The sequence below is a fragment of the Sulfitobacter delicatus genome (assembly GCF_900102535.1).
Lineage (GTDB): Bacteria > Pseudomonadota > Alphaproteobacteria > Rhodobacterales > Rhodobacteraceae > Sulfitobacter > Sulfitobacter delicatus.
This window is the reverse complement of sequence record NZ_FNBP01000006.1, coordinates 41,102-63,722: the sequence shown is the minus strand read 5'-3', so window position 1 is coordinate 63,722 and position 22,621 is coordinate 41,102. Positions and strand designations below refer to the sequence as shown.

Below are 22,621 nucleotides of genomic sequence, written 5' to 3'. Positions count from 1 at the left end.
CTTAGCCTTCTTCTTTTTTGACGCCTTCCAGACGGATCATCCCGTCAGGGTAGGGGGTGAAACCGGTGATGTCGGAATCCAGCGCCCAGATCCATGTCTGGTGGTAGAGGTACACGATCGGCATCTCTTCGTTCAGGATCGCACGGGCCGCGTCATAGCTCTGCTTGCGCTCGGCCTGATCGTTGGACTTGCGCGCCTTATTAAGCAACTCGTCAACTTCCGGGTTGGAGAATTTGGAGTCGTTGATGCCGCCGTCGGTGGTCATGAACTGGTGGATGTTGCCATCGGGGTCGACACGACCCGACCAGCCGATCTGGCTCGCCTGATAGTCGCCCGCCGATTGGTCGGCCAGCAGCGTCGCGAATTCCTTGGAGGTGATCGAGATGTTGATCCCGGCCTCAGCCGCCATGGATTGCACCACCTGCATCAGTTGCAGCGGCACGGTCGTGTTGGGCACCTGCACTTCAAGGTCAATGCCATCGGCAAAGCCCGCTTCGGCCAGCAGAGCCTTGGCTTTTTCCACGTCACGTGGCGGCACCGGGAAATCGCTGCTGTACCAAGGGGAGTTCGGCGGGAAAGGCTGGTTGCCTGCGGCGAAAGCACCGTTGAACACCACCTGATTGATCGCTTCGCGGTCAATCGCATAGCTCAGCGCTTGACGCAGGCGTTTGTCATTGCCCCAAGGGTTGTCGCCCTTTTCGCCATTGGCGACGTTGATGGTGATGCCCTGATAGCCCAGCGACACGGCGCTTTCGACTTTGATGCCATCGTCTTCTTCGGCCTGCGCGAGGTCGGTCGCGGCCAGACGCTCGAGCATGTCGATATCACCCGACTGCAGGTTCGCCAGACGCACGGTGGTGTCGGGGATCGGCAGGAAGGTCACGCTGTCGAAGTGGTACTTGTCCGCGTCGAAATAGTCGGCGAATTTTTCCAGCACGATGCGGTCTTGGGCGATGCGCTCTTTGAACTGGTAGGGGCCGGAGCAGACCGGGTTCAGACCAAAATCATCACCTGCGGCTTCGGCGGCGGTGGGCGAGACCATCATGCCCGCGCGGTCGGCGAGTTGCGCCATCAGCGTGGCGTCGGCGTCGGCCAGATCAAAGCGGATCTCATGGCTGCCCAGCACTTCGACGCCGGTGATGGAGGACAACTCAGACTTGCGGCGCGAGGTCTCAAGGTTCTGGCTGCGGTCGATATTGGCGGCCACGGCTTCGGCATCGAAGGGCGTGCCATCATGGAAGACTGCGTCGTCGCGCAGTTTCATGGTGAGCGCTTTGCCGTCCTCAGAAAAGGACCATTCGGTCGCCAGCTGCGGAATGATTTCCAGATCGGGCGTGATGTCCACCAGCTTGTCACAAAGCGAGGCGTAGACGATGCGGCCCACAAAGGTGCGCGACTGGTCGGGGTCCAGCACGTCGGCGTCCGACTGCAGCGCGATGCGCAGATCGGCGGCCTGCGCGCCAAGGGTCGTGGCCCCCAGCAGTGCGGCGGCAAGGGTCATTTTGGTCAGTGTCATGTGATACTCTCCTGTCGTTTCATTTGGGTGTGGTCAGCCTGTTATTCTTGATCTTGGCGGGGCCGGGGTGTGGCCCGTTCCCGCATGGCATCTTCGTAAAGCGCAAAGCGCGCTGCAGCGCCGGGGGCGCGTTTGGGGGCGTCTGCGAGGCCGAGGTCCGGCTCGTCAGCGGCGATTACCTCAAAGAAATGGCAGGCCGCGATATGGCCTTCGGCCACGTCCGTCCTGCGCAGCTCCGGGTTATCAGTGGTGCAACGCGCTTGCGCATAGGGGCAGCGGGTGTGAAAGCGGCAGCCCGAGGGCGGATTGGCCGGGCTCGGCATCTCGCCCTCCAACGCCTTGCGCGGGGCGCGTTCGCCATGGGCGGCCACCGGGATCGCCGAGAGCAGAGCGCGAGTATAGGGGTGGCGCGGTTGGGTGAAGACGGTGTCGACATCGCCTTGCTCGACGATCTGGCCCAGATACATCACCGCGACGCGGTCGCTCATATGGCGGATCACGGCGAGGTCATGGGCGATGATCACCAGCGTCAGGCCCAACTCATCGCGCAGATCGCCCAGCAGGTTGATTACCTGTGCTTGCACCGAGACGTCGAGGGCGGAGACAGGCTCATCCCCGATCACCAGTTTCGGGGCCGAGGCCAAGGCGCGGGCAATCCCGATGCGCTGGCGCTGGCCGCCGGAAAACTCATGCGGATAGCGTTCGGCATGTTCGGGGCGCAGGCCGACTTTGGCCAGAAGCGCAGCCACCTTGCCGCGCCGTTCAGAGGCGGACATCTGCGGAAAATGCGTCTCTAGCGGTTCGCCCACCAGTTTGCCGACGCTCATGCGCGGGTTGAGCGAGGAGAAAGGGTCTTGGAAAACAAACTGCATGTCGCGGCGCAGGGCCGTCAGGTCGCGGCCCTTGAGGCTGCGCACGTCAATGCCGTCGAACTCAACATCGCCGTCGGTGGGCGTCAGCAGGCGCATCAGCAGCCGGGCGAGGGTGGATTTGCCGCAACCGGACTCGCCCACGATGGCAAAGGTCTCGCCCCGGCGCACGTCGAAGGAAACATCGTCGACGGCGCGGACAGTACCGCTCTTGGCCATGCCGCCGCCGGTCTTGAAGTGTTTCTTCAGCCCGCGTGCTGTCAGGATCGTGTCGCTCATGCGCTTTGCTCCAGATGGGTTTCCAGCGGCGCGAAGTGGCAGGCCACGGCATGGCCATCCCCGAGCGGCGCAAGCGGCGGCTCAGTCGCGCAGATTGGCTGCGCAAATGGGCAGCGGGTGGCAAAGCGGCAGCCTTCGGGCATGTTCGGCGTGGTCGGCACCATGCCCGGCACGGTTGACAGACGCCCCCGCGGCCCGGTCAGTTGCGGGATCGAGGACATGAGGCCGATGGTGTAGGGATGCTGCGGATCGTTAAAGATGCGTTCAGCAGGGCCGGTTTCGACAATCGTGCCGGCGTACATTACCGCTACGGTGTCGGCTATTTCGGCGACGACGCCAAGGTCATGGGTGATCATGATCGTGCCCATGTCGGTCTCGGTTTGCAGGTCGCGGATCAATTCGAGGATCTCGGCCTGAATGGTCACATCAAGCGCCGTGGTCGGCTCATCGGCGATCAGCAACGCGGGGTCGTTGACCAAAGCCATGGCGATCATCACCCGCTGGCGCATCCCGCCAGAAAGCTGGTGCGGATAGTCGCGCATCCGCTTTTCCGCCGCCGGAATGCCGACGCGTTTCAATATCGCCAGCGACCGGTCATGGGCCTCGGCTTTGGTGCAGTTGCGGTGCGCCAGAACCGATTCCGCGATCTGGTCACCGATGCGGAAGGCAGGGTTCAGCGAGGTCATCGGCTCTTGGAAGATCATCGTCATGCGGCTGCCGCGCAGCTTGCGCATCGCGTTATTGTCCGAAAGATCGAGGTTCTGACCCTCAAAGATCATCTCGCCCGAGCGGATCGTCGCAGCGCCGGGCGGCAGTAGCCCCATCATCGCCAGCGAGGTCACGCTCTTGCCGCAGCCGCTTTCGCCGACCACGCAGAGCGTTTTGCCCGCGCTGACAGAGAAATTCACGTGATTAATCTGGTCGCTCGGCGCGCCGCGAAAGCGCAGACTAAAGTCGCGCACTTCGAGCAAAACCCTATCGGAGCCGGAGGAAGAACTGGGCAATGGACCGCTTTCTTGAACCAATATCAGATTGGTCGACTATGCGGTTTAGGGGCGAAATCTGTCAATCCGACTATTTGTGTTTTTTAGTATTCCTTTATGTGTCAGTATGTTGCGTGTCGAATTGCCAAAAATGTCAACGCTAACGGCGAATTTTTCAGCGCTTTGAAATGACCAATTGGCCGAGATTATGCGGCAGGTTCCAACTTCAACAGTGCGACCAGCTCCTATTGTCGCGAAGCCCAATTGTTGCTTTACCAAACACACAAGTTCACCGGGCACAAAGGGCTGCGCATGACCATCAAACCCAAAGCAGGAGAGCGCAAACGTGGCTCTGGTGTGCAATATGTCTATGGCATCCTGCGCGATGAGATTCTCGACCTGACCTTGGCCCCCGGTGCGCCGATCGACGAGATTCGCCTCGCCGAGCGTCTGTCCATGTCGCGGACGCCGATCCGCGAAGCCTTGGTGCGTCTGGCCAGCGAAGGGTTGGTGACCACATTGCCCAACCGCTCGACCGTGGTGGCGAATATCGACTTTATGAACCTGCATACATTCTTTGACGCGATGACCCTCATGTACCGCGTCACAACACGGGCTGCCGCGCAGTTTCATACGCCTGCTGACATGACGGCGATCAAGTCCCGGCAGGCGGACTTTGCAAAGGCCGTCGAGGCGCAGGACGCTCTCGCGATGATCGCCAGTAACCGGGAGTTCCACGCCGAAATCGCCCGCGCCGGGCGCAATCCATATTACAATTCGCTGTCTCTGCGCCTTTTGGACGAAGGGCGGCGTTTGCTGCGGATGTATTATCGGTCTTTCGATGACCGTTTGCCGCCCGAGTATGTGGCGGAGCATGAGGAGATGATTTCGGCGATCTCCGCACGGGATCTGGATCGTTCAGATCGACTGGCCAAGGCCCATGCCGACCAAATCGTCGAACAGATAAGGGGCTTTATCGCCCGAGACCACCGCGACCACGTCACTCTATAGCCACCGCGGGAGCGACTTCGGCAAAGATTTTTCGTCTTAGAAAAACTTGTCGACAAATAAAATACAAATAGTATTCTAAACCGCATAAGCCCTCTCAGACACGGAGACTAAAATGACCGCAGATATCTTTTCCGGCTGCATTCCTGCACTGATGACCCCCTGCACCCCGGATCGAAAACCCGACTTCGATGCACTGGTTCGCATGGGCAAAAAGCTCATCGCCGACGGTATGCGCGCGGTGGTCTATTGCGGCTCGATGGGGGATTGGCCGCTTCTTAGTGATGCTGAGCGAATGGAGGGCGTCGAGCGTCTTGTAAAAGCGGGCGTGCCGGTAATCGTAGGCACAGGGGCGCAGAATACGAAGCTTGCCGCCGCCCATGCCGCTCATGCGCAGAAGGTCGGGGCGCAGGGGCTTATGGTGATCCCACGCATCCTCTCGCGCGGCATCTCGATCCCTGCCCAAAAGGCGCATTTCAAAGCCGTGCTTGCCGCAGCACCGGATCTTCCTGCAGTCATTTACAACAGCCCCTATTACGGCTTCGCCACCCGCGCCGATCTCTTCTTTGCCCTGCGCGCAGAACATCCCAATCTTGTCGGCTTCAAAGAGTTCGGCGGCGCCGAAGACCTGCGTTACGCTGCCGAGACCATCACCAGCCGCGCCGATGACGTGACCTTGATGATCGGTGTGGATACGACAGTTTATCATGGCTTCGTGAATTGCGGGGCGGCTGGCGCGATTACCGGGATCGGCAATGTGTTGCCGCACGAGGTCTTGCATCTGGTGGCGCTTTGCCAGGCTGCTGCCAAAGGCAATGTCGAAGCGCGCCGACGGGCGCAGGAACTCGACGCCGCCCTGGCCGTATTGTCGTCTTTCGACGAGGGTCCCGATCTTGTGCTTTACTACAAACATCTGATGACGCGCGAAGGCCATGCGGAATATGCGCTGCATTTCAACGAGACCGACGTGTTGACCGATAGCCAGCGTGGCTATGCTGATGCGCAGTACGATCTGTTCCGCGCTTGGTATGCCGCGTGGTCGCGACAGGATGAGACGTTGGCGGCGACGGCGGCTTGATACTGGATCGCGGCGCGGTTCTGATCTCACGTGCATCGGCTTAGCCGCACGCTTAAGGTCGCGCAGCGAAGCCAGCCGGTAAGAGGTATCTCATTGGAACATATCACGGTGATCGGCGCAGGGGTGATTGGGCTTTCCATCGCCCTCGCCCTCCAAGCGCGGGGTTTGCCTGTGCGGGTGATAGATCGGGAGGGGCCGGCGGCAGGGGCCTCGGCTGGCAACGCGGGCGCTTTCGCCTTTTCTGAGATCCTGCCCCTCGCATCCCCACGGATGATCCGGCAAGCGCCAAAATGGTTGATCGACCCACTGGGCCCGCTCAGCGTCCCGCCGCGCTATGCAGTGCGGATTGCGCCTTGGATGTGGCGTTTTTGGAAGGCAAGCTGGCCCGCGCAGGTGCAGGCCTCCACGGTGGCGCAGACGGCACTGATGCGGCGTTCGAAGGACGCACTTGAGCCACATCTGGAACACTGCGGGCTAACACATATGCTTCGGCATGAAGGCCAGTTGCAGGTTTATGAGGGCGAAGCCGAGTTCCGCGCGGCGCTTCCCGGTTGGGACGCGCGTGAGGCGGCGGGAATTCCCTTCGTCCACCTCAAAGGCGATGAGGTTTCCGCCTATCAGCCGGGTCTCGCACCGTCTTTCACCCATGCGACCTTCACCCCCGAATGGCAGGCAATCTCCGACCCGCGAGATTATGTGTGCGTCATGGCCGACCGCTTTCGTGCGAATGGCGGGGAGATCACCATTGCACGCGCTGAGCGTTTGGTGGCCGGCGGGGTGGAGACTTCTGACGGAGTGATGCGAGGCCGTATCGTCCTGGCAGCGGGTGCCCATTCGCACCATCTCGCGCGGACTGCTGGTGTGAAAATCCCTCTGGAAACCGAACGGGGCTATAACACGACGCTGCCAAAAGGCGCCTTCGAGCTGAAACGGCAGATCACTTTCGGCGGCCATGGGTTCGTCATCAGCAAAGTCGGCAACGGCCTCCGCGTCGGCGGCGCGGTGGAGCTGGGCGGGCTTGATCTGCCGCCGAACTACGCCCGCGCTGATGCGATGCTGAAAAAGGCAAAGCGTTTCCTGCCAGACCTCGACATTACAGGCGGTACACAATGGATGGGGTTCCGCCCCTCGCTGCCCGATAGTCTGCCTGCCATCGGGCCTCTGCCGGGGCGACCGGATGTCCTTTGCGCCTTCGGCCACGGACATCTGGGGCTCACCCAATCAGCGGGCACCGCGGCCATCGTCGCCGACCTTTTGACAGGCCAAGACCCCGGCATTGACCTCACCCCCTTCTCCCCCGCGCGTTTCTCGAGGCTGACATGACGCAACACACCTTCCCCTGTATCGATGGCCATACCTGCGGCAATCCGGTAAGGCTCGTCACCGGCGGCGCGCCTCTGCTTAAGGGGGCGAACATGCTGGAGAGGCGCGCGCATTTTCTGGCGGAGTATGACTGGATTCGTACCGGGCTCATGTTCGAGCCGCGCGGTCATGACCAGATGTCGGGCGCGATCCTTTATCCGCCGACGAGGGATGATTGCGATGTCGCCGTGCTCTTCATCGAAACCTCGGGCTGCCTGCCGATGTGCGGCCATGGCACCATTGGCACTGTTACCATTGCGCTGGAAAATGGGCTGGTGCATCCCGCAACACCCGGCCACCTCCGGTTGGAAACCCCCGCCGGACGCGTCGACGTGACCTACCGCCAAGAAGGGCGTTTTGTCGAAGAGGTGCGGCTCACCAATGTGCCTGCGTTCCTACATGCCGAAGGGCTGGCAGCTGAAGTCGAAGGGCTTGGCGAAGTGGTGGTGGACGTGGCCTATGGCGGCAACTTCTATGCTATTGTCGAGCCGCAGAGGATCTTTCGCGATATGGCCGACTTCACCGCCTCCGAACTGGTCCAGCTAAGCCCCCAGCTGCGCCAAGCGCTGAATGCCAAATATGAGTTCGTCCATCCAGAGCATCCAGACATCAACGGCCTGACGCACATCCTCTGGACCGGCGCACCGCGCGCAGCCGAAGCGCACGCTCGCAACGCGGTGTTCTACGGCGATAAGGCGATTGACCGCTCCCCCTGCGGCACCGGCACGTCGGCCCGAATGGCGCAGCTTGTGGCGAAGGGAAAACTGGCCGTGGGCGATGACTTCGTGCATGAATCGATCATCGGCTCGATGTTCAAGGGCCGCGTCGAAGCGGCTGCGGAAGTGGCAGGAAAGCCAGCAATCATTCCCTCCATCTCAGGCTGGGCGCGGGTCACTGGGTTTAACACGATTTTCATTGATGACCGTGACCCCTTTGCGCATGGTTTCAGCGTTACCTGACCGAAAGTCCCTCATGGCCCAAATCATCGTTCCCGCTGTCGCCGAAGGCGCGGTTCTTGCCTCGGCCGAGGGGCTGAGCTTTTGGGGAGGCGTTGATCCCGCCACCGGTATGGTCATTGACGCACATCACCCGCTCTGTGGACAATCGCTGGCAGGCAAGGTGGTCTTGATGCCGACCAGCCGCGGCTCTTGCACAGGCAGCGGGGTCTTGCTCGAAATGGCGCTTAATGGGCATGCGCCGGCAGCGCTGGTGTTTCGCGAGGCGGAGGATGTCCTGACCCTCGGCGCGCTGATCGCGGGTAAGATGTTCGACAAGCCGCTGCCTGTCATGCGGCTGGGGGCAGAGGATTTCGACCGGCTGGCCAAGACCCGTCGAGCTCAAATCTCGCCGGACATGCTGCGTGCGGATGGTTGGGCTTTGCCGCTAACAGGCCAATCGGCCCGAAGCTTGATGCTCAGCGCTCAAGATCAAGCGATGCTCGACGGTGCCGAAGGCCCTGCGGTGCAATTGGCGATGGAGATCATCTGCACGATGGCAGGCGGGCAGGGGGCGGCCCAGCTTATCGACGTGACGCGTGTGCATATCGATGGCTGCATCTATGCCAGCCCCGCCAATCTACTGTTCGCGCAGACGATGGCCGATATGGGGTCGCAGGTGCGGGTGCCGACGACGATGAATGCGATCTCGGTCGATCACGGCAACTGGCGCACTCAAGGTGTCCCGCCCGATTTCGGCCTGCCCGCCAGTCGCCTCGCCGATGCCTATGTCACCATGGGCGCACAGCCGAGTTTCACCTGCGCCCCCTACCAATTGCCCGCCCCGCCCGAGCACGGCGAGATCATCGCTTGGTCCGAGTCGAACGCGGTGATCTATGCCAACAGCGTGCTCGGCGCGCGAACGGTGAAGCATCCTGATTTCTTTGACCTCTGTATCGCGCTGACCGGAAGGGCGCCGTTGTCGGGTGTCTATCTTGACAGTCAGCGCGCGCCGCGCCGCGTGATCGAGGTCGAGCTACCTGCGCAGTATGACGAGGCGATCTGGCCCATGCTTGGCTGGCTGGCCGGACAAGCAGCGCCGGATCGGATTCCGCTTTTGCGCGGGCTAGAAACGTCCGCGCCGAACGAAGATGACCTCAAAGGTCTTTGCGCCGCCTTCGGCACGACCTCTGCAGCGCCGATGTTACATGTGGCCGGGATCACGCCTGAGGCGGATCTACCGACAAGCGCGCAGGCTGATACGGTTCAGATCACGCTCGACGATCTGCGACAGGTTTGGCGACGGTTTAACGCGGGGCCGGCTAAGGTTGACTTGATCGCATTCGGCAGCCCGCATTTTTCGCAGGCTGAATGTCAGGCCTTGGATGCCGCGCTCGCCGGGCGACGATGCCATTCCGACACGGCGGTTATCGTCACCTTGGGTCACGACACACTTAAAGCCGCGCGCGAAGATGGGACTGCCGCGCGGCTCGAAGCGGCAGGGGTTCAGGTGGTGCCTGACATTTGCTGGTGCTCGATTTCCGAACCGGTGTTTCCACCCTCTGCGGAAGTATTGATGACCAACTCCGGCAAATACGCTCATTACGCGCCCGGCCTCTCGGGCCGTGCTGTGCGCTTTGGGAGTATTGCGGATTGTGTCGAAGCGGCTGTCACAGGTTATGCCCCTGACGCCCTGCCGAAGTGGCTTGCAGAAGCGTAAGTGCTGTAGAAAGCATCTTCGCCCTTCTGGTTTTCCCGTTCTTCGCGAAACAGGTGAAGAAGATAATTGCAAACGCATATAAATTTGTCTAGCGTTCCTGTGGGATCACCGCACCGGGAGAGGGTGCGTCAATCAGGGAGAAAGATAAATGAGTGCAACAGACGTAATGCGCGATTTCGGGGCGATGTTGGCCTCAGGCGGTGTCGAAGTGGTGGACTGCTCCGGCGTCCTTGGCCCCGACACACCGATTCTACAGCTGCCCGCAGACTTCGCCAAGCCAACCCCCAAGGTCGAGATTCACAAGATCAGCGAATACGACGAAGACGGCCCGTTCTTTGCTTGGAACTGGATGGTACTGGGTGAACACTCGGGCACCCATTTCGACGCGCCGCACCACTGGATTACCGGCAAGGATTACGAAGATGGTTTCACCGACACGCTCGACGTGCAGCGCCTTGTTGCTCCGGTAAACGTCATCGACTGTTCGCAACAATCCCAAGAAGACCCGGATTTCCTCCTCGACGCAAAGGGCATCAAGGAATGGGAAGCTGAATATGGCGAGATCAACGCGGGCGACTGGGTCGTTATGCGGACCGATTGGGACCAGCGGGTAAACGACGAAGCGCGCTTCCTCAACGCGGATGAAACCGGGCCGCACAGCCCCGGACCAACCCCGGACGCCATCGAATACCTGATGAGCAAAAAGATCGTCGGCTGGGGCACCCAGTGTATCGGGACAGACGCGGGCCAAGCTGGCGGGATGGAGCCGCCGTACCCTGCGCACAACCTGCTGCATAAGAACAACTGTTTTGGTCTGGCCAGTCTTGCGAACCTCGACAAGCTGCCGCCAAAGGGTGCGGTGCTGATCGCGGCCCCGCTCAAGATCAAGAACGGCACCGGCAGCCCGATCCGGGCGCTGGCGCTTGTGCCAAAGGGCTAAACGATGAGCAAACCGTCCCATGATAACGCGGACGAAGTGCCGCTGGAGCAGCTCGGGCTCGACAATTTCGCGCCCTATCTGATGAACCGGATCATGGGGCGGTACAACGCTGCCCTATCCACTGAAATGGCAGCCCTTGGGCTGACGACGCCCCAGATGCGTTCGCTCGCGGTGCTGTCGGTGATCGACGGCATTTTGATCCGCGAATTGGCAGTCTATGCGGTGGTGCAGCAATCGACATTGAGCCGCGCGCTTGATGCTTTGGTGCGCGACGGCATGGTGCGGCGCGAGACCGACGCGACCGACAGCCGTGCCACCCGTGTCTATCTGACCGAAAAGGGGCGCGAGGCTTACGAGCGGCTCTGGCCCCATATGGCGGCCTCCCATGACGCGATGTTCAAGGGCATCGACGCCGCCGAAAAAGAGGCCTTTGTGGCCACCCTGCGCACCATGCTGCGCAACATCCGCAAACACGATTTTTAAGAGGGTCCGATGGCCGAGCGTTCGTTCAAGGCAGAGGTAGAGCACCTGCGCAAGGGAGACGGCGACGTCTTCACAGGTGAGGGTATCCTCGCGATCACCAAGGCGTTGTTGGAAAACGGGGTCGGCTATGTGGGCGGCTATCAGGGCGCGCCGATCTCGCATCTGATGGATGTGCTGGCCGATGCCGAAGAGCTAATGGGCGAGTTGGGCGTGCGGTTCGAGGCGAATGCGTCCGAGGCAGCAGCAGCGGCGATGCTGGCGGCGAGCGTGCATTACCCCATTCGCGGCGCGGTGACCTTCAAAGGGCCGGTGGGCGTGAACGTCGCCTCGGACGCTTTGGCGAACCTTAGTTCTTCCGGCGTCACCGGCGGCGCTTTGGTGATCGTGGGCGAGGACTACGGCGAAGGCTCCTCGATCATGCAGGAACGCTCCCACGGCTTTGCCATGAAATCGCAGTTCTGGATGCTCGACCCGCGCCCGAACCTGCCTTGCATCACAAAGGCGGTGAAGGACGGCTTTGAACTCTCGGAGGCCAGTAATACGCCGGTCATGCTGATGGTGCGCATCAGGTCGTGCCATGTGACCGGCAGTTTCGAGACCAAAGACAACCAGCGCCCGCCGCTGACGGTGGCCGAAGCCGCCGCCAACCCGCGGTCGGATTTCAACCGCGTGGTGCTGCCGCCGATGTCCTATCTGCATGAGAAGGACAAGATCGAGAACCGCTGGCCCGCGGCGGAGAAATTCATCCGCGACAACAAGCTCAATGAGGTCTTCGGCCCCGAGAAAGCGCCTTTGGGCATCGTGGTGCAGGGCGGCATGTACAATTCGGTCATCCGTGCGCTTCAACGGTTGGGGCTGGCGGATATCCACGGCGAGACCGACGTGCCGCTTTATGTGCTGAACGTGACTTACCCGCTGCTCAAGGACGAGTTCGACAACTTCTGTGCGGGCAAAGAACATGTGCTGGTGGTCGAGGAAGGGCAGCCCGATCACATCGAACAGCAGCTTGGGTCCTACCTTTATAAGTTGGAGCGTAAGGTGAAGCTGCACGGCAAAGACGTGCTGCCGATGGCGGGGGAATACACCGGGCAAGTGCTGCTCGACGGGGTCACGGGCTTTCTGAAAATCGCAGCACCGGAGATGCTGCCCGGCGCGGTGCGCGCGCCCAACGCCGAAGCCCCCGCGATCCCCGACCTCACCGACACCGTGCCAATCCGCCCGCCGGGTTTCTGCACCGGCTGCCCGGAACGTCCGATCTTTGCCGCGATGAAACTGACCGAGCAGGAATTGGGCAAACACCAGATCACCGGCGATATTGGCTGCCACCTCTTTGGCGTTCTGCCGCCTTTCGAGATCGGCGGCTCGACCATGGGCTATGGCCTCGGCCCGGCCTCCAACGCGGCTTTTGACGGAGGCGGTGACAAGCGGGTGATCTCGATCCTGGGCGACGGGGGGTTCTGGCACAACGGTCTGTCGACCTCGATCGGCAACATGGTGTTCAACAAATCCGACAGCGTCGCGGTGATTGTCGACAACTACTATTCCGCTGCCACCGGCGGGCAGGATGTGATGTCTTCGCGGGCGCATAACGACACGAAATCGACGAACAACCCGATCTCCAAGGCGCTTAAGGGAGTCGGCGTCGAATGGGTCCGGCAGATTGATCGGACCTATGACGTGGGCAAGCTGCGTGAGGTGCTGCGCGAGGCGCTGACCACGGATTACAAAGGGCCGAAGGTCATCGTCGCCTCGTCGGAATGTATGCTGAACAAACAGCGGCGCGAGAAGCCGCTGCGCAATAAGGCCATTAAAGAAGGCCGGCGTATGGAGGTGCCGCGCTTTGGTGTGGATGCCGATGTTTGCACCGGCGATCACGCCTGTATCCGACTGTCGGGCTGCCCATCGCTGTCGCTCAAACGCCTCGATGATCCGCTGCGCGACGATCCGGTGGCGCATATCGACCAGACCTGTGTGGGCTGCGGCAACTGTGGCGAGGTCGCCGATACGGCGGTGCTTTGCCCGTCTTTCTATCAGGCCGATGTGGTGCATAACCCAACCCGGTTCGAGCGCTGGCGCGCCGATAAGACCGCGCAGATCATCCGCTGGCTGCAAGATCGGCGTGACGCCAAACGGCTGCGCAGCGAAGGAGTGACGACGTGAATATGGTGCTGCCGCAAAAAACCCCCGACGTGCGGGTCGAGAAGATCATCAAGCTGGCCGTCATGGCCGTGGGCGGGCAGGGTGGCGGCGTGCTGACCGGCTGGATTGAGGCCATGGCGCGGGCCGAGGGCTATGTCTGTCAGGCGACCTCGGTCGCGGGCGTGGCGCAGCGCACGGGGGCCACGATCTACTATGTCGAAATGGCCCCGAAAGGCGCGCTCGACCCGGTTTTCGCGCTGGCCCCGGCGGCGGGGGACGTCGATGTGCTGATCGCGGCTGAAATGATGGAAGTCGGGCGCGCGGTGATGCGTGGCTTTGTGACGCCGGATCGCACGACGCTGATCGGCTCGACCCACCGCGCGCTGGCGGTGAGCGAGAAAATGGCCCCCGGTGATGGCATTGCTGACGCCGATGAAGTCCGCGCGGCGGCTGAAATCGCGGCGCAGAATTTGATCCTTGAGGATATGGAAGGGCTGGCGGTTGGCGCTGGCTCGGTCATCTCAGCGTCGCTTTTTGGTGCGCTGGCAGGCTCCGGCGCGCTGCCCTTCCGCCGCGAGGCTTATGAGAACGCCATCCGCGCAGGCGGCAAGGGGGTCGAGCCTTCCCTGCGTGCCTTCGCCGTGGGCTTTGACGCCGCACAGGGCAAGCTGCAGCAGACCGCCCCCGCTGCGGCAGAGAAGGAAGCCGCACCGTTCCAACTCGTCGGGCCAGAGGCACTTCAGGCGGAGTGGACTGCCCTCGTCAGCCGCGCTGACCGTCTGCCCGAGCCCGTACATGACTTGGCACTGGCCGGACTGGCCAAAGTGGTGAATTTTCAAGACTGTGCCTATGGGGCGCTCTATCTCGACCGGCTCGACACAGTATTGGCCCGCGACAGTGCGGCGCGGGACTGGCGACTTTCGGCAGAGGCCGCAAAATACATTGCCAATGCCATGGCCTATGACGACATCATCCGCGTCGCAGACCTGAAAACCCGCGCCCCGCGTTTTACCCATATCCGACAGGAGATGCGTGCCGGCGATGCAAACCTCATGCAGTTGACCGAGTATTTCCATCCGCGTGCAGAGGAAATCGCCGGTCTGATGCCCGCGCGCCTCGGCGCGAGGGTTGAGGCTAGCGACAAATGGATGGCGCGCCTGAACCGCTGGTTCGACAAAGGCCGCCGGTTGCGCACCGACCGGCTACCGGCATTCCTGATGCTGCATTTTCTGGGAGGGCTGAAGGGATACCGCCTCAAGACACATCGACACGCGATTGAAGTGGCACATCTCGACAACTGGCTGGGCAGGTGCCTTGACGAAGTCGACGCTGACTACGCCCTCGCGGTGGAACTGGTGAAATGTCGGCGGCTGATCAAGGGTTATTCGGACACCCACGCACGGGGCCTCGGCAAGTTCGACAAGGTGGTGGATGCCGCTGATCTTTTGCGCGGACGGGAGGACGCGGCAGACTGGGTGGCGCGTTTGCGCGAAGCGGCGCTGCAGGATGCAGATGGCGAGGCGCTGGACGGTGCAATTGCGACGGTGCGGTCCTTCGTCTGAGCCGAGGGGGGGAGATCGCAGGATCTCCTCTTTTCGCCTAGCCTGTTCCGGGGAGGGGCATTAGCTCTTCTACGGCGGGGCAGCACTGCGGGTCAGCGCCGACCGAATAAGGGCAAGCCCTGCAACGACAAATAGCGCGGCTGTAACGCCCTCTATCCAACATTTGAATTCTGCGTAGCCACGCATAACGGGCTGGAACGAAAAAGCGACGGCATAGACGGCGTAAATGATCAAACCGATCAAGGCACAGCCGACGGTGGCAATGCCAAGGCCAAGAATGCCGTCATCACCCCCAAGCCCGACCGACAGGGCTGCCATCCAAGCAAAGACAGCTTTCGGGTTCGACAGGTTCAAGACCAAACCGCGCCAGAACCAATTATCCTTTTGCGGCAGCATTGGATCACGTTCCACCTGCGACGGACGCCAAGCAGATCTGGCAGAGCCGTAAGCAAGCCAGAGGAGATAGAGCCCACCTGCAATCTTCAGACCTGTCAGCAAAACGCCGGTGCTCTGAAGGATCGCCCCGAGCCCCGTTGCAGCAACCAGTCCCCAGAACCCCAACCCTATGGCAAGGCCAGCACCAAAGATTGTGCCGCTGCGCCGTCCGGATGCAGCTGATACGGTCGCCAGGGCCAATGTCGCCGGGCCCGGTGAGGCTGCAACGACGAAGAATGCGGCGAAGACGGCGAGGATTCCGTGCCAATCGATCATGATGCTTGCGACCCTGTTTGCAGTAATAGGGTCGATGCTAACGAGGGTATCGCGAAAGGTCGCGCGAAAACTGCAGCGCTCCTTACAGTTCCGCTTCCCACCGCCGTGACAGTCTCATCGCGCCGTTGATGATGCCCACCATGGAATAGGTCTGCGGGAAGTTGCCCCAGCCTTCGCCGGTCGCAAATGCGGTGTCTTCGGACATCAGACCAAGGTGGTTGCGCGCTTCCAAGAGCTCTTCGAAGAGCTTGCGCGCCTCTTCCTCGCGGCCAATCCGGGCCAGCGCGTCGATGCGCCAGAAGGCGCAGACGTTAAAGCCCACTTCCGGCACGCCAAAATCGTCAGCTTCCTCATAGCGCAACATGAAGGGGCCGCGGCCCAGGACTTCGGACAGGCGTTCGACCGTGGCGATGAAACGCGGGTCATTCGGCGGGAGGAAACCGACTTCGCCCATCAGCAGCACGCTGGCGTCCAAGGTCTTGCCGCCGAAGCTTTCCACAAAGGCGCCGCGCTCTTCGGACCAAGCATTGTCGAGGATCTTGTTGCGGATCACTTCGGCGCGTTCGGCCCAATGAGTTGCGCGTTCGGCTAGCCCGAGGTGTTTGGCGATCTTTGCCAGACGGTCACAGGCGGCCCAGCACATGAGCGAGGAAGACGTGTGAATCCGTGCACGGCTGCGCAGCTCCCAGATCCCGGCGTCAGGCTGGTCATGCAACTCCCACGACTGTTCGCCAAGCGGCTCCAACCGTTCAAAGGCGGTGCGGCCAGTGTTCAGCGGCAGACGGTGATCAAAAAAGGCCGGAGCCGCGCCGAGGATGATGTTGCCGTATGTGTCGTGCTGGAAATGCTCATGCGCTTGGTTGCCGATCCGCACCGGTCCCATCCCGCGATAGCCCTGCAAACTGGGGGAGATGCGCTCGGTCAATTGCGTCTCTAAGCCGAGGCCAAGCACTGGCTGGATATGTCCGCCTTCGGCGTCGGCCACGGCGTTCATCAACCACTGAAAATAATGCTCCAAGGTCCGCGTCGCCGCGAGACTGTTGAGCGCGCGGACGGTAAAGAAAGCATCGCGCACCCAGCAATAGCGGTAATCCCAGTTGCGGCCTGAATCCGGGGCTTCGGGCAGAGAGGTGGTGATGGCGGCAATCACCCCGCCGGTTGGCTCATAGCTGCAAAGCTTTAACGTGATAGCGGCGCGGATGACGGCTTCTTGCCACTCAAAAGGGATCGCTAGACGTTGCGTCCAGCGCTGCCAATAGCGCAGGGTTTTGGTGCGGAAGGCGGTGCCGATCTGCTCAGGGCTATCAGAGAGCGTTTCGTCCGGGCCGAGGATAAAGGTCATCTCGCCTTCGAGGTTCATCAACCGCGCGTCCAGAATGTGATCAATTGGCGCATCTGTTGTCAGGCGCATCCGTTGTTCGGGCCCGATAAATCGCACGTGGTTCGAGCCGCGGGTCAGGGTGGGGGCCGCTTCGCCATAGTCGAAACGAGGGCGCAGGCGGATGCGGACGCGGGGTGACCCTTCGAGCCGGCGGACCTGACGCACCAGCATTTGCGGTCGAAAGCTACGGCCATAGGCGGTGAAACGGGGGCAGAAGTCGACGATCTCAACTGCGCCCTTTGGGCTGCGTAACACCGTGCGCAGGATGGCGGTGTTGGGCAGGTAGTGTTGTTCGGTTGCAGTCACGTCCTCCAGATCAACGGCAAACTCACCGTCACCCTCTTCGCCCGCGCCGTGGCCCATCAGGCTGTGGAACACAGGATCACCGTCAAACCGCGGCAGGCAGAACCAATTGATCGCCCCCTGACGGTTTACCAAGGCGGAAACCGCGCAGTTACCGATGACACCCAGATCCATAGTATCCTCTTTCAATGTCTTTAGCTGGCCCGCGCAAAGACGGTCAGCGTAATATCAGTTCAAGCCAATCCGCGAAGGCTTCGACGTCGTCCAACCGGTGCACCGCATGCGTTTCGCCGGTGCCGATCTTGATGCCAAAGCCGCCCTGCGCCTGCGCGGCGCGGAACCCGTCTTCGTCGGTGACATCATCACCCACCATGATCGGGGTCCGGCCTACAAACCCATCTGTTGCAGAGATTTTCTCGAGAGCGCCACCCTTGTCGATGCCCTTGAGCGCGACTTCGCTGACCATTTTTCCGTGTAAGGCGCGCAGGGTTTCGTCCTCGGACGTCAATGTGTCTACAAAGGCCCGGCAGGCATCGGCTTGGTCAGGCGTTTTGCGGTAATGCAGGGCGATGGCGCCGGGCTTGCGCTCAGAGGTGACACCGTGGAGCACCGCAAATTCTTCGACGCGGTCTATCACGGGGTTGGGCATGCCGGACTGATCCGCCGAACCGCCAGCACCATTGGCGAGCCGCAATTCCATCCCATGCGAACCCGATATGGGCAGTTGCAACGTACCGAGGATCCGGTCGACATCGGCCAGCGCGCGACCGGAGACAACCGCAACCGCCCCATCCGTGGCGGCAACCAGACGGGTCAGCAAATGCCGTGTGCGGTCGGGCAGGGATACGTCTTGCGGGTTGTCCACGATGGGCGCGAGTGTCCCGTCAAGATCGAGGAAGAACCCATGCGCGGCAGGATCGATCTGCGGCGGAATGTCGGACTGATGAACCGTGTCGGGCATTTGTTTTACATTCTTCAATGTCAGGTTAAGGCTGCTCAGCAACCTATGCGCCTGAAGCATGAAATCAATGCACGGTTTTGACTAGACGCTTCTTGCGGGAACTGGGCCGCTCTTTCCACGTTGACCTGTTGTATCGCAAGGACAGGCTGTTTTTTAAGCAGCTCAGCGACCGGTGCCAGCCCCTTTCGATCAATCGGAGCCCCCATGACCGCGCCTGCTTCTCTGAGATACTACCCCGACAGCTCCCCAGGCATCTCGCGTCGTCGTTGTGGTAAGGGGTTTTCGTTCTTCGCGCCCGATGGGCGTTGTATCAAGGACAAGGAGGAACGCGCACGGCTCGTCTCACTGGCCGTGCCGCCCGCGTATAAAGACGTCTGGATCACGCCCTATGAAAACGGGCACCTGCTGGCCACCGGTTTTGACGCGAAGGGCCGCAAGCAATACCGTTACCATCCGCTATGGGCAGAAGCGCAGGCGCAGGAGAAATATGCGGGTTTGGCAGACTTTGCCGAGACGATCCCCCGGCTGCGCCGTCGCGTGCGGCGCGACCTGAAAGGCGAATTAGGGGCACGCGCCTTCGCGCTGGCTGCAGCGGTGGCTATGATCGACAGGCTGTCGCTACGGGTCGGCAATCAGATCTACGCCGAAACCAATCAGACCTATGGCACGCTCACATTGAAGCGCCAGCACCTTCGGTTGCGTGACGGTAAATTGCAGGCGTCTTTTATGGCCAAGGGCGGGAAGCGGGTGCGGCGTCAGATCGCCAACCGGACCTTGATGCGCGCCTTGCAGAAAATTCGCGATCTGCCGGGTGCGGAGTTGCTGACGTGGTTGGACGACGAAGGGCAGCCGCGCAGTCTGACATCGTCTGCTTTGAATGATTATATCAGCGAAGTCACCGGGGCCGAGGGGTTCTCAGCCAAGACCTTTCGCACCTGGGCCGGGACACTGGCCGCCTTTGAGGTCGCCTTGGCCGAGGACACGCCCACGATCAAAGCAATGGCCGAGGCCGCGTCCAAACGCCTGCATAATACGCCGACCATCGCGCGAAATAGCTATATCCATCCTGAGGTAATTGAGCTGTGCAAGACCCCGCAACCGCTGCCGGAAGCACGCGATATCGACGAGATGACACAGGCTGAGGCCCGTCTCCTGACCTTTCTACAGGAAAAAGCCTAAGGTCTTTGCTGAACTTTTGCTCCGCTCAGGCATTAATTTGTTAACAGGTGGTATAACCGCTGGGCAGAAGGAGTTCCCACTCATGGCCGACAAAGACGCGCCATCCCTGAACGGGGTATTGGACCAGATGGAGCATCTCTCGGGCGGGGAGGATCGGCAGATCACCGTGGAAGAGATAATCGATTGCCTCGGAAAGCATTCCTTTGCCTCTACGATCCTTGCGTTCTCGCTGATCTCTACCTCTCCCGCCAGCGGCATCCCCGGCATCACTGCATTCGTGGCCCTCGTCGTTATGTTCTTAGTGGTTCAAATGATCGTCGGGCGCGATAGCCTGTGGCTGCCCGGCTTTATCATGCGGCGTGACATTGCTGCGAAAAAGCTGCGCGAAGGGGTTTCGTGGCTGCGCAAACCCGTGGGTTTCGTGGACCGTTTCTTGCACGAGCGTAGCACCTATCTTCTGCACCGCCCTTGGGTATATTTGCCCCTGTTTATGGTTTTGGCACTCACACTTTTTATGCCGTTTATGGAGGTGATCCCAACTTCGGGCTCGATTGCTTCGGCCATGATTGCTATATTTGCAGCGGGATATCTGATGCGAGATGGCCGGGTGGTGATCCTTTCAATGATCCTGATGTCATTGCTGCCAATCGGCGTTGCCTGGTTTCTGATGGGACGTTGAGAGGGCAGGGCTGCACATAAATTAGGCGTGTCTCGCCGATCCATTCGGAACTGTCGTGTTATGCGGGAACCTTCGGGCTTCTCGGTCATTGTTCCGTTAAGAGTGCAGTACGCGCGCCTTTTGCGCGGGTCCCGGTGCCTAAGCCGGTAGAGATGTTCCTGAGGCTAAAAGATGGCTGGAAAGCTGATTGTCATATCAAACCGTATTCCATCCGAAGCTGCGCCTTCCGGTGGTCTGGTTTTTGCTTTGCATGAGACGCTGCGGAAAACCGGCGGCATCTGGATAGGCTCGCATCCCGATATTGCTGACAAACCATCCGAAACCCTGAGCGAATATGGTGAGCAGGGGGAATATTCGCGCTTCAGTTTCACCCTTTCTCAATCAGATTACGAAGAGTTCTATCTCGGGTTTTCCAACTCCGTGCTCTGGCCGGTTTGCCACCGCCGTGGGGATCTGGTGGAGCTCAACCGTGGTTTTGAAGAGGGCTATGCCCGCGTGAACGCGCGTCTTGCCCGTCAGGTGGTTAAAGTCGCCGGCCCGGACGATATGATCTGGGTTCATGATTACCATTTCTTCCCTCTCGCCAGTGAGTTGCGCAAGCTCGGCTACACCGGCAAGATTGGGTTTTTCCTACATATCCCCTTCCCCGCTCTGGGTGATATGGGGGCCCTCCCGCGTGCGGCAAATCTGCCACATTGGCTGGCGGACTATGACTTAGTGGGCCTCCAGACCCGGGCGGATGTCGCGCGTTGTTTGGAGATGTTCCGCGCCGAAAGCGATGCTGAATTTATGATGGACGGGACCGTGAAATGCGGATCGCGGACGGTGGCGGTCCGGTCCTTCCCCATCGGCATCGACGTTGAAACCTTCGTTAAAGCAGCGCAGGAACGGACCGAGCAGGACAAGCTTGCGGATGACATGGCGGGTGATCTGGTCATCGGTGTGGACCGGCTGGATTATTCCAAAGGTCTGCCCAACCGGTTCCGCGCCTTCGGGCGTTACCTCGAAACCCGCGATGAACGCGAGCGCCGCGTGAGCATGGTCCAGATCGCCCCGCCGAGCCGTGAGGAAGTCGCGGCCTATCGGGAACTCCGGTATGAGCTCGAAGAACTGGTTGGTCGCGTGAACGGGGAGCATGGCGAGATCGACTGGACCCCGCTGCGCTACATTCACCGCAATCTGGATCGCGGCTTGCTGGCGCGGCTCTACCGCCGCGCGCGTGTGGGGATCGTCACGCCTTTTGCCGACGGTATGAACCTCGTGGCCAAAGAATATATCGCGGCGCAAGATCCCGAGAACCCGGGCGTGCTTGTGCTGTCCCATATGGCCGGTGCGGCGGAAGATTTGACTGATGCCCTGCTTGTTAATCCTTATGACATCGAAGACATGAGCGAAGCGCTGAAGACCGCATTGGCCATGCCGTTGGATGAGCGCAAGCGGCGGTATGCGAGCTGTATGAAAAAGGTGCGGGAGACCGATGTTAGCAACTGGAGCCGAAAATACGTCCAAGCGCTAAAGAGTTGCCCCGCGACGCTGCCGGTTAGGTCAGCGCCGCGGGTCAAATCAGAAGCTTAACCACCGACGGGCGTACCGCCATTCGGGTGCAGCACTTGCCCGCTCATATAGGATGAATCCTCACAGGCGAGAAACAGCAGCGACGGCGCCACCTCATTTGGCTGGCCGGGGCGGCCAAGAGGGCTGTTCTTGCCAAACTCTTCGACTTTGTCAGCGGGGAAAGAGGCCGGGATCAGCGGTGTCCAAATTGGACCAGGCGCGACACCATTCACCAGAATGCCCTTCGGGGCCAGTTTGCTTGCCATTGCGCGTATGAAGGCGAGGATCGCCCCCTTGGTGGAGGCATAGTCAAGCAACAGGTCTTGGCCCTTATAAGCGGTGATCGAGGTTACACAGATGATCCGCGCGCCTTCTCTCAGATGCGGCAGAGCGGCTTGGGTCATAAAGATCTGCCCGAAGATATTAGTGCGGAAGGTGCGCTCGACCTGCGCTTCTTCGATGTCTTCAAGGCTGTCTTGCGCATGTTGCTCGCCCGCGTTGTTAACCAAAATGTCGAGCTTGCCAAAGTTTTCCAGCGTGCGGCTTACCGCCTCTTCGCAAAAGCTTTTGTCGCCAACATCGCCCGCCAACAGCAGGGCTTTACGGCCCTCGCCTTCGACAAGACGTTGGGTCTCTTTCGCGTCACGATCCTCGTCGCGATAGACAATCGCCACATCGGCCCCTTCACGAGCATAAAGCACTGCGGTCGCGCGGCCAATGCCGCTGTCCCCGCCGGTGATCAGCGCGATCTTTCCTTTCAGCCGGTCAGAGCCGGGGTGGCGTGGCATATACTCCGGGGCAGGATCCATCTTGTACTCGCGCCCGGGCTGCTCCTGCGGACTGTCAAGGGCGTCAAAGTTCTCATCGGTCATAACAGTCTCCTGTTCTGCGGAGGTCGGCAAAGCTGACCTCCGTGAGAGATTGAAGATACGTTGGACCAATGTTTGACCGCGGAGCCAGTTCCCCGGTGGCAGGTAGA

19 protein-coding genes are annotated in these 22,621 nt (G+C 60.8%); 12 read left to right on the top strand and 7 right to left on the bottom strand.

From position 1 onward, the window contains the following. Nucleotide 1: 1 nt before the first annotated feature. From BLS57_RS11750 to BLS57_RS11740, 3 genes are read right to left on the bottom strand one after another with little or no spacing between them, the layout of a single operon-like run. Nucleotides 2-1,516, bottom strand: a complete 1,515-nt coding sequence (locus BLS57_RS11750; protein ID WP_093742488.1) for an ABC transporter substrate-binding protein — start codon at nt 1,514-1,516, stop codon at nt 2-4. Between the two features lie 41 nt (nt 1,517-1,557). Further along, nucleotides 1,558-2,664, bottom strand: a complete 1,107-nt coding sequence (locus BLS57_RS11745; RefSeq protein ID WP_093742486.1) for an ABC transporter ATP-binding protein — start codon at nt 2,662-2,664, stop codon at nt 1,558-1,560. Further along, on the bottom strand, nt 2,661-3,668 hold the full coding sequence (locus tag BLS57_RS11740; protein WP_093742484.1) for an ABC transporter ATP-binding protein: 1,008 nt from the start codon (nt 3,666-3,668) through the stop codon (nt 2,661-2,663). The genes BLS57_RS11745 and BLS57_RS11740 overlap by 4 nt, the downstream gene beginning before the upstream one ends. A gap of 291 nt (nt 3,669-3,959) precedes the next feature. Here BLS57_RS11740 and BLS57_RS11735 point away from each other — a divergent pair, with 291 nt between their 5' ends. The 9 genes from BLS57_RS11735 to BLS57_RS11695 all read left to right on the top strand — a co-directional run bounded on the left by BLS57_RS11735 (nt 3,960) and on the right by BLS57_RS11695 (nt 14,874). Continuing rightward, the gene (locus tag BLS57_RS11735) at nt 3,960-4,658 is read left to right on the top strand and encodes a GntR family transcriptional regulator (protein WP_093742482.1); all 699 of its coding nucleotides are present in this window, start codon (nt 3,960-3,962) and stop codon (nt 4,656-4,658) included. Between the two features lie 112 nt (nt 4,659-4,770). Continuing rightward, nucleotides 4,771-5,733, top strand: a complete 963-nt coding sequence (locus BLS57_RS11730) for a dihydrodipicolinate synthase family protein (RefSeq protein WP_093742480.1) — start codon at nt 4,771-4,773, stop codon at nt 5,731-5,733. A gap of 87 nt (nt 5,734-5,820) precedes the next feature. Then, the gene (locus BLS57_RS11725; RefSeq protein ID WP_093742762.1) at nt 5,821-7,056 is read left to right on the top strand and encodes an NAD(P)/FAD-dependent oxidoreductase; all 1,236 of its coding nucleotides are present in this window, start codon (nt 5,821-5,823) and stop codon (nt 7,054-7,056) included. Then, nucleotides 7,053-8,054: a 4-hydroxyproline epimerase gene (locus tag BLS57_RS11720; RefSeq protein WP_093742478.1), complete on the top strand. Its 1,002-nt coding sequence runs from the start codon at nt 7,053-7,055 to the stop codon at nt 8,052-8,054. Before BLS57_RS11725 ends, BLS57_RS11720 begins: the two co-directional genes overlap by 4 nt. A 13-nt stretch (nt 8,055-8,067) precedes the next feature. Further along, a complete protein-coding gene (gene lhpI, locus BLS57_RS11715) occupies nt 8,068-9,750 on the top strand; it encodes a cis-3-hydroxy-L-proline dehydratase (protein ID WP_093742476.1) in 1,683 nt (560 codons plus the stop codon). A gap of 148 nt (nt 9,751-9,898) precedes the next feature. Beyond that, nucleotides 9,899-10,690, top strand: a complete 792-nt coding sequence (locus tag BLS57_RS11710; protein WP_093742474.1) for a cyclase family protein — start codon at nt 9,899-9,901, stop codon at nt 10,688-10,690. Between the two features lie 3 nt (nt 10,691-10,693). Beyond that, nucleotides 10,694-11,173, top strand: a complete 480-nt coding sequence (locus BLS57_RS11705) for a MarR family winged helix-turn-helix transcriptional regulator (protein ID WP_093742472.1) — start codon at nt 10,694-10,696, stop codon at nt 11,171-11,173. Nucleotides 11,174-11,182: 9 nt separating this feature from the next. Next, nucleotides 11,183-13,333 (top strand): thiamine pyrophosphate-dependent enzyme, encoded by a 2,151-nt coding sequence (locus BLS57_RS11700; protein WP_093742470.1) that lies wholly within the window; start codon nt 11,183-11,185, stop codon nt 13,331-13,333. 2 nt (nt 13,334-13,335) lie between these two features. After that, the gene (locus BLS57_RS11695; protein WP_093742468.1) at nt 13,336-14,874 is read left to right on the top strand and encodes an indolepyruvate oxidoreductase subunit beta family protein; all 1,539 of its coding nucleotides are present in this window, start codon (nt 13,336-13,338) and stop codon (nt 14,872-14,874) included. A gap of 69 nt (nt 14,875-14,943) precedes the next feature. Here the strand turns inward: BLS57_RS11695 and BLS57_RS11690 are convergent, their stop codons facing one another. The 3 genes from BLS57_RS11690 to otsB all read right to left on the bottom strand — a co-directional run bounded on the left by BLS57_RS11690 (nt 14,944) and on the right by otsB (nt 18,230). Beyond that, entirely contained in the window at nt 14,944-15,585 is a 642-nt protein-coding gene (locus tag BLS57_RS11690) for a LysE family translocator (protein WP_093742465.1), read from the bottom strand. 82 nt (nt 15,586-15,667) lie between these two features. Beyond that, nucleotides 15,668-17,443 (bottom strand): glycoside hydrolase family 15 protein, encoded by a 1,776-nt coding sequence (locus tag BLS57_RS11685; RefSeq protein WP_093742462.1) that lies wholly within the window; start codon nt 17,441-17,443, stop codon nt 15,668-15,670. A gap of 43 nt (nt 17,444-17,486) precedes the next feature. Beyond that, nucleotides 17,487-18,230 (bottom strand): trehalose-phosphatase, encoded by a 744-nt coding sequence (gene otsB, locus BLS57_RS11680; RefSeq protein WP_167356421.1) that lies wholly within the window; start codon nt 18,228-18,230, stop codon nt 17,487-17,489. A 204-nt stretch (nt 18,231-18,434) separates the two neighbouring features. On the opposite strand from otsB, the gene BLS57_RS11675 reads away from it, so the two are divergent. From BLS57_RS11675 to BLS57_RS11665, 3 genes are all read left to right on the top strand, one after another. After that, the gene (locus tag BLS57_RS11675) at nt 18,435-19,409 is read left to right on the top strand and encodes a DNA topoisomerase IB (RefSeq protein WP_093742458.1); all 975 of its coding nucleotides are present in this window, start codon (nt 18,435-18,437) and stop codon (nt 19,407-19,409) included. 82 nt (nt 19,410-19,491) lie between these two features. Further along, complete coding sequence (locus tag BLS57_RS11670) at nt 19,492-20,088, top strand: exopolysaccharide biosynthesis protein (RefSeq protein ID WP_093742456.1); 597 nt, start codon at nt 19,492-19,494, stop codon at nt 20,086-20,088. 171 nt (nt 20,089-20,259) lie between these two features. Next, nucleotides 20,260-21,663, top strand: a complete 1,404-nt coding sequence (locus BLS57_RS11665) for an alpha,alpha-trehalose-phosphate synthase (UDP-forming) (RefSeq protein ID WP_093742454.1) — start codon at nt 20,260-20,262, stop codon at nt 21,661-21,663. Here BLS57_RS11665 and BLS57_RS11660 read toward each other — a convergent pair. Further along, nucleotides 21,660-22,514: an SDR family oxidoreductase gene (locus BLS57_RS11660; protein WP_093742452.1), complete on the bottom strand. Its 855-nt coding sequence runs from the start codon at nt 22,512-22,514 to the stop codon at nt 21,660-21,662. The two genes, BLS57_RS11665 and BLS57_RS11660, sit on opposite strands and share 4 nt — an antisense overlap. Nucleotides 22,515-22,621 lie beyond the last annotated feature (107 nt).

Bases quoted from the DNA above. Each gene is read 5' to 3' on its own strand.
- otsB (WP_167356421.1), bottom strand. From the start codon at position 18,230: ATGCCCGACACGGTTCATCAGTCCGACATTCCGCCGCAGATCGATCCT.
- BLS57_RS11665 (WP_093742454.1), top strand. From the start codon at position 20,260: ATGGCTGGAAAGCTGATTGTCATATCAAACCGTATTCCATCCGAAGCT.
- BLS57_RS11705 (WP_093742472.1), top strand. From the start codon at position 10,694: ATGAGCAAACCGTCCCATGATAACGCGGACGAAGTGCCGCTGGAGCAG.
- BLS57_RS11735 (WP_093742482.1), top strand. From the start codon at position 3,960: ATGACCATCAAACCCAAAGCAGGAGAGCGCAAACGTGGCTCTGGTGTG.
- BLS57_RS11710 (WP_093742474.1), top strand. From the start codon at position 9,899: ATGAGTGCAACAGACGTAATGCGCGATTTCGGGGCGATGTTGGCCTCA.
- BLS57_RS11675 (WP_093742458.1), top strand. From the start codon at position 18,435: ATGACCGCGCCTGCTTCTCTGAGATACTACCCCGACAGCTCCCCAGGC.
- BLS57_RS11720 (WP_093742478.1), top strand. From the start codon at position 7,053: ATGACGCAACACACCTTCCCCTGTATCGATGGCCATACCTGCGGCAAT.
- BLS57_RS11670 (WP_093742456.1), top strand. From the start codon at position 19,492: ATGGCCGACAAAGACGCGCCATCCCTGAACGGGGTATTGGACCAGATG.
- BLS57_RS11695 (WP_093742468.1), top strand. From the start codon at position 13,336: ATGGTGCTGCCGCAAAAAACCCCCGACGTGCGGGTCGAGAAGATCATC.
- BLS57_RS11700 (WP_093742470.1), top strand. From the start codon at position 11,183: ATGGCCGAGCGTTCGTTCAAGGCAGAGGTAGAGCACCTGCGCAAGGGA.
- BLS57_RS11685 (WP_093742462.1), bottom strand. From the start codon at position 17,443: ATGGATCTGGGTGTCATCGGTAACTGCGCGGTTTCCGCCTTGGTAAAC.
- BLS57_RS11660 (WP_093742452.1), bottom strand. From the start codon at position 22,514: ATGACCGATGAGAACTTTGACGCCCTTGACAGTCCGCAGGAGCAGCCC.
- lhpI (WP_093742476.1), top strand. From the start codon at position 8,068: ATGGCCCAAATCATCGTTCCCGCTGTCGCCGAAGGCGCGGTTCTTGCC.
- BLS57_RS11745 (WP_093742486.1), bottom strand. From the start codon at position 2,664: ATGAGCGACACGATCCTGACAGCACGCGGGCTGAAGAAACACTTCAAG.
- BLS57_RS11690 (WP_093742465.1), bottom strand. From the start codon at position 15,585: ATGATCGATTGGCACGGAATCCTCGCCGTCTTCGCCGCATTCTTCGTC.
- BLS57_RS11730 (WP_093742480.1), top strand. From the start codon at position 4,771: ATGACCGCAGATATCTTTTCCGGCTGCATTCCTGCACTGATGACCCCC.
- BLS57_RS11750 (WP_093742488.1), bottom strand. From the start codon at position 1,516: ATGACACTGACCAAAATGACCCTTGCCGCCGCACTGCTGGGGGCCACG.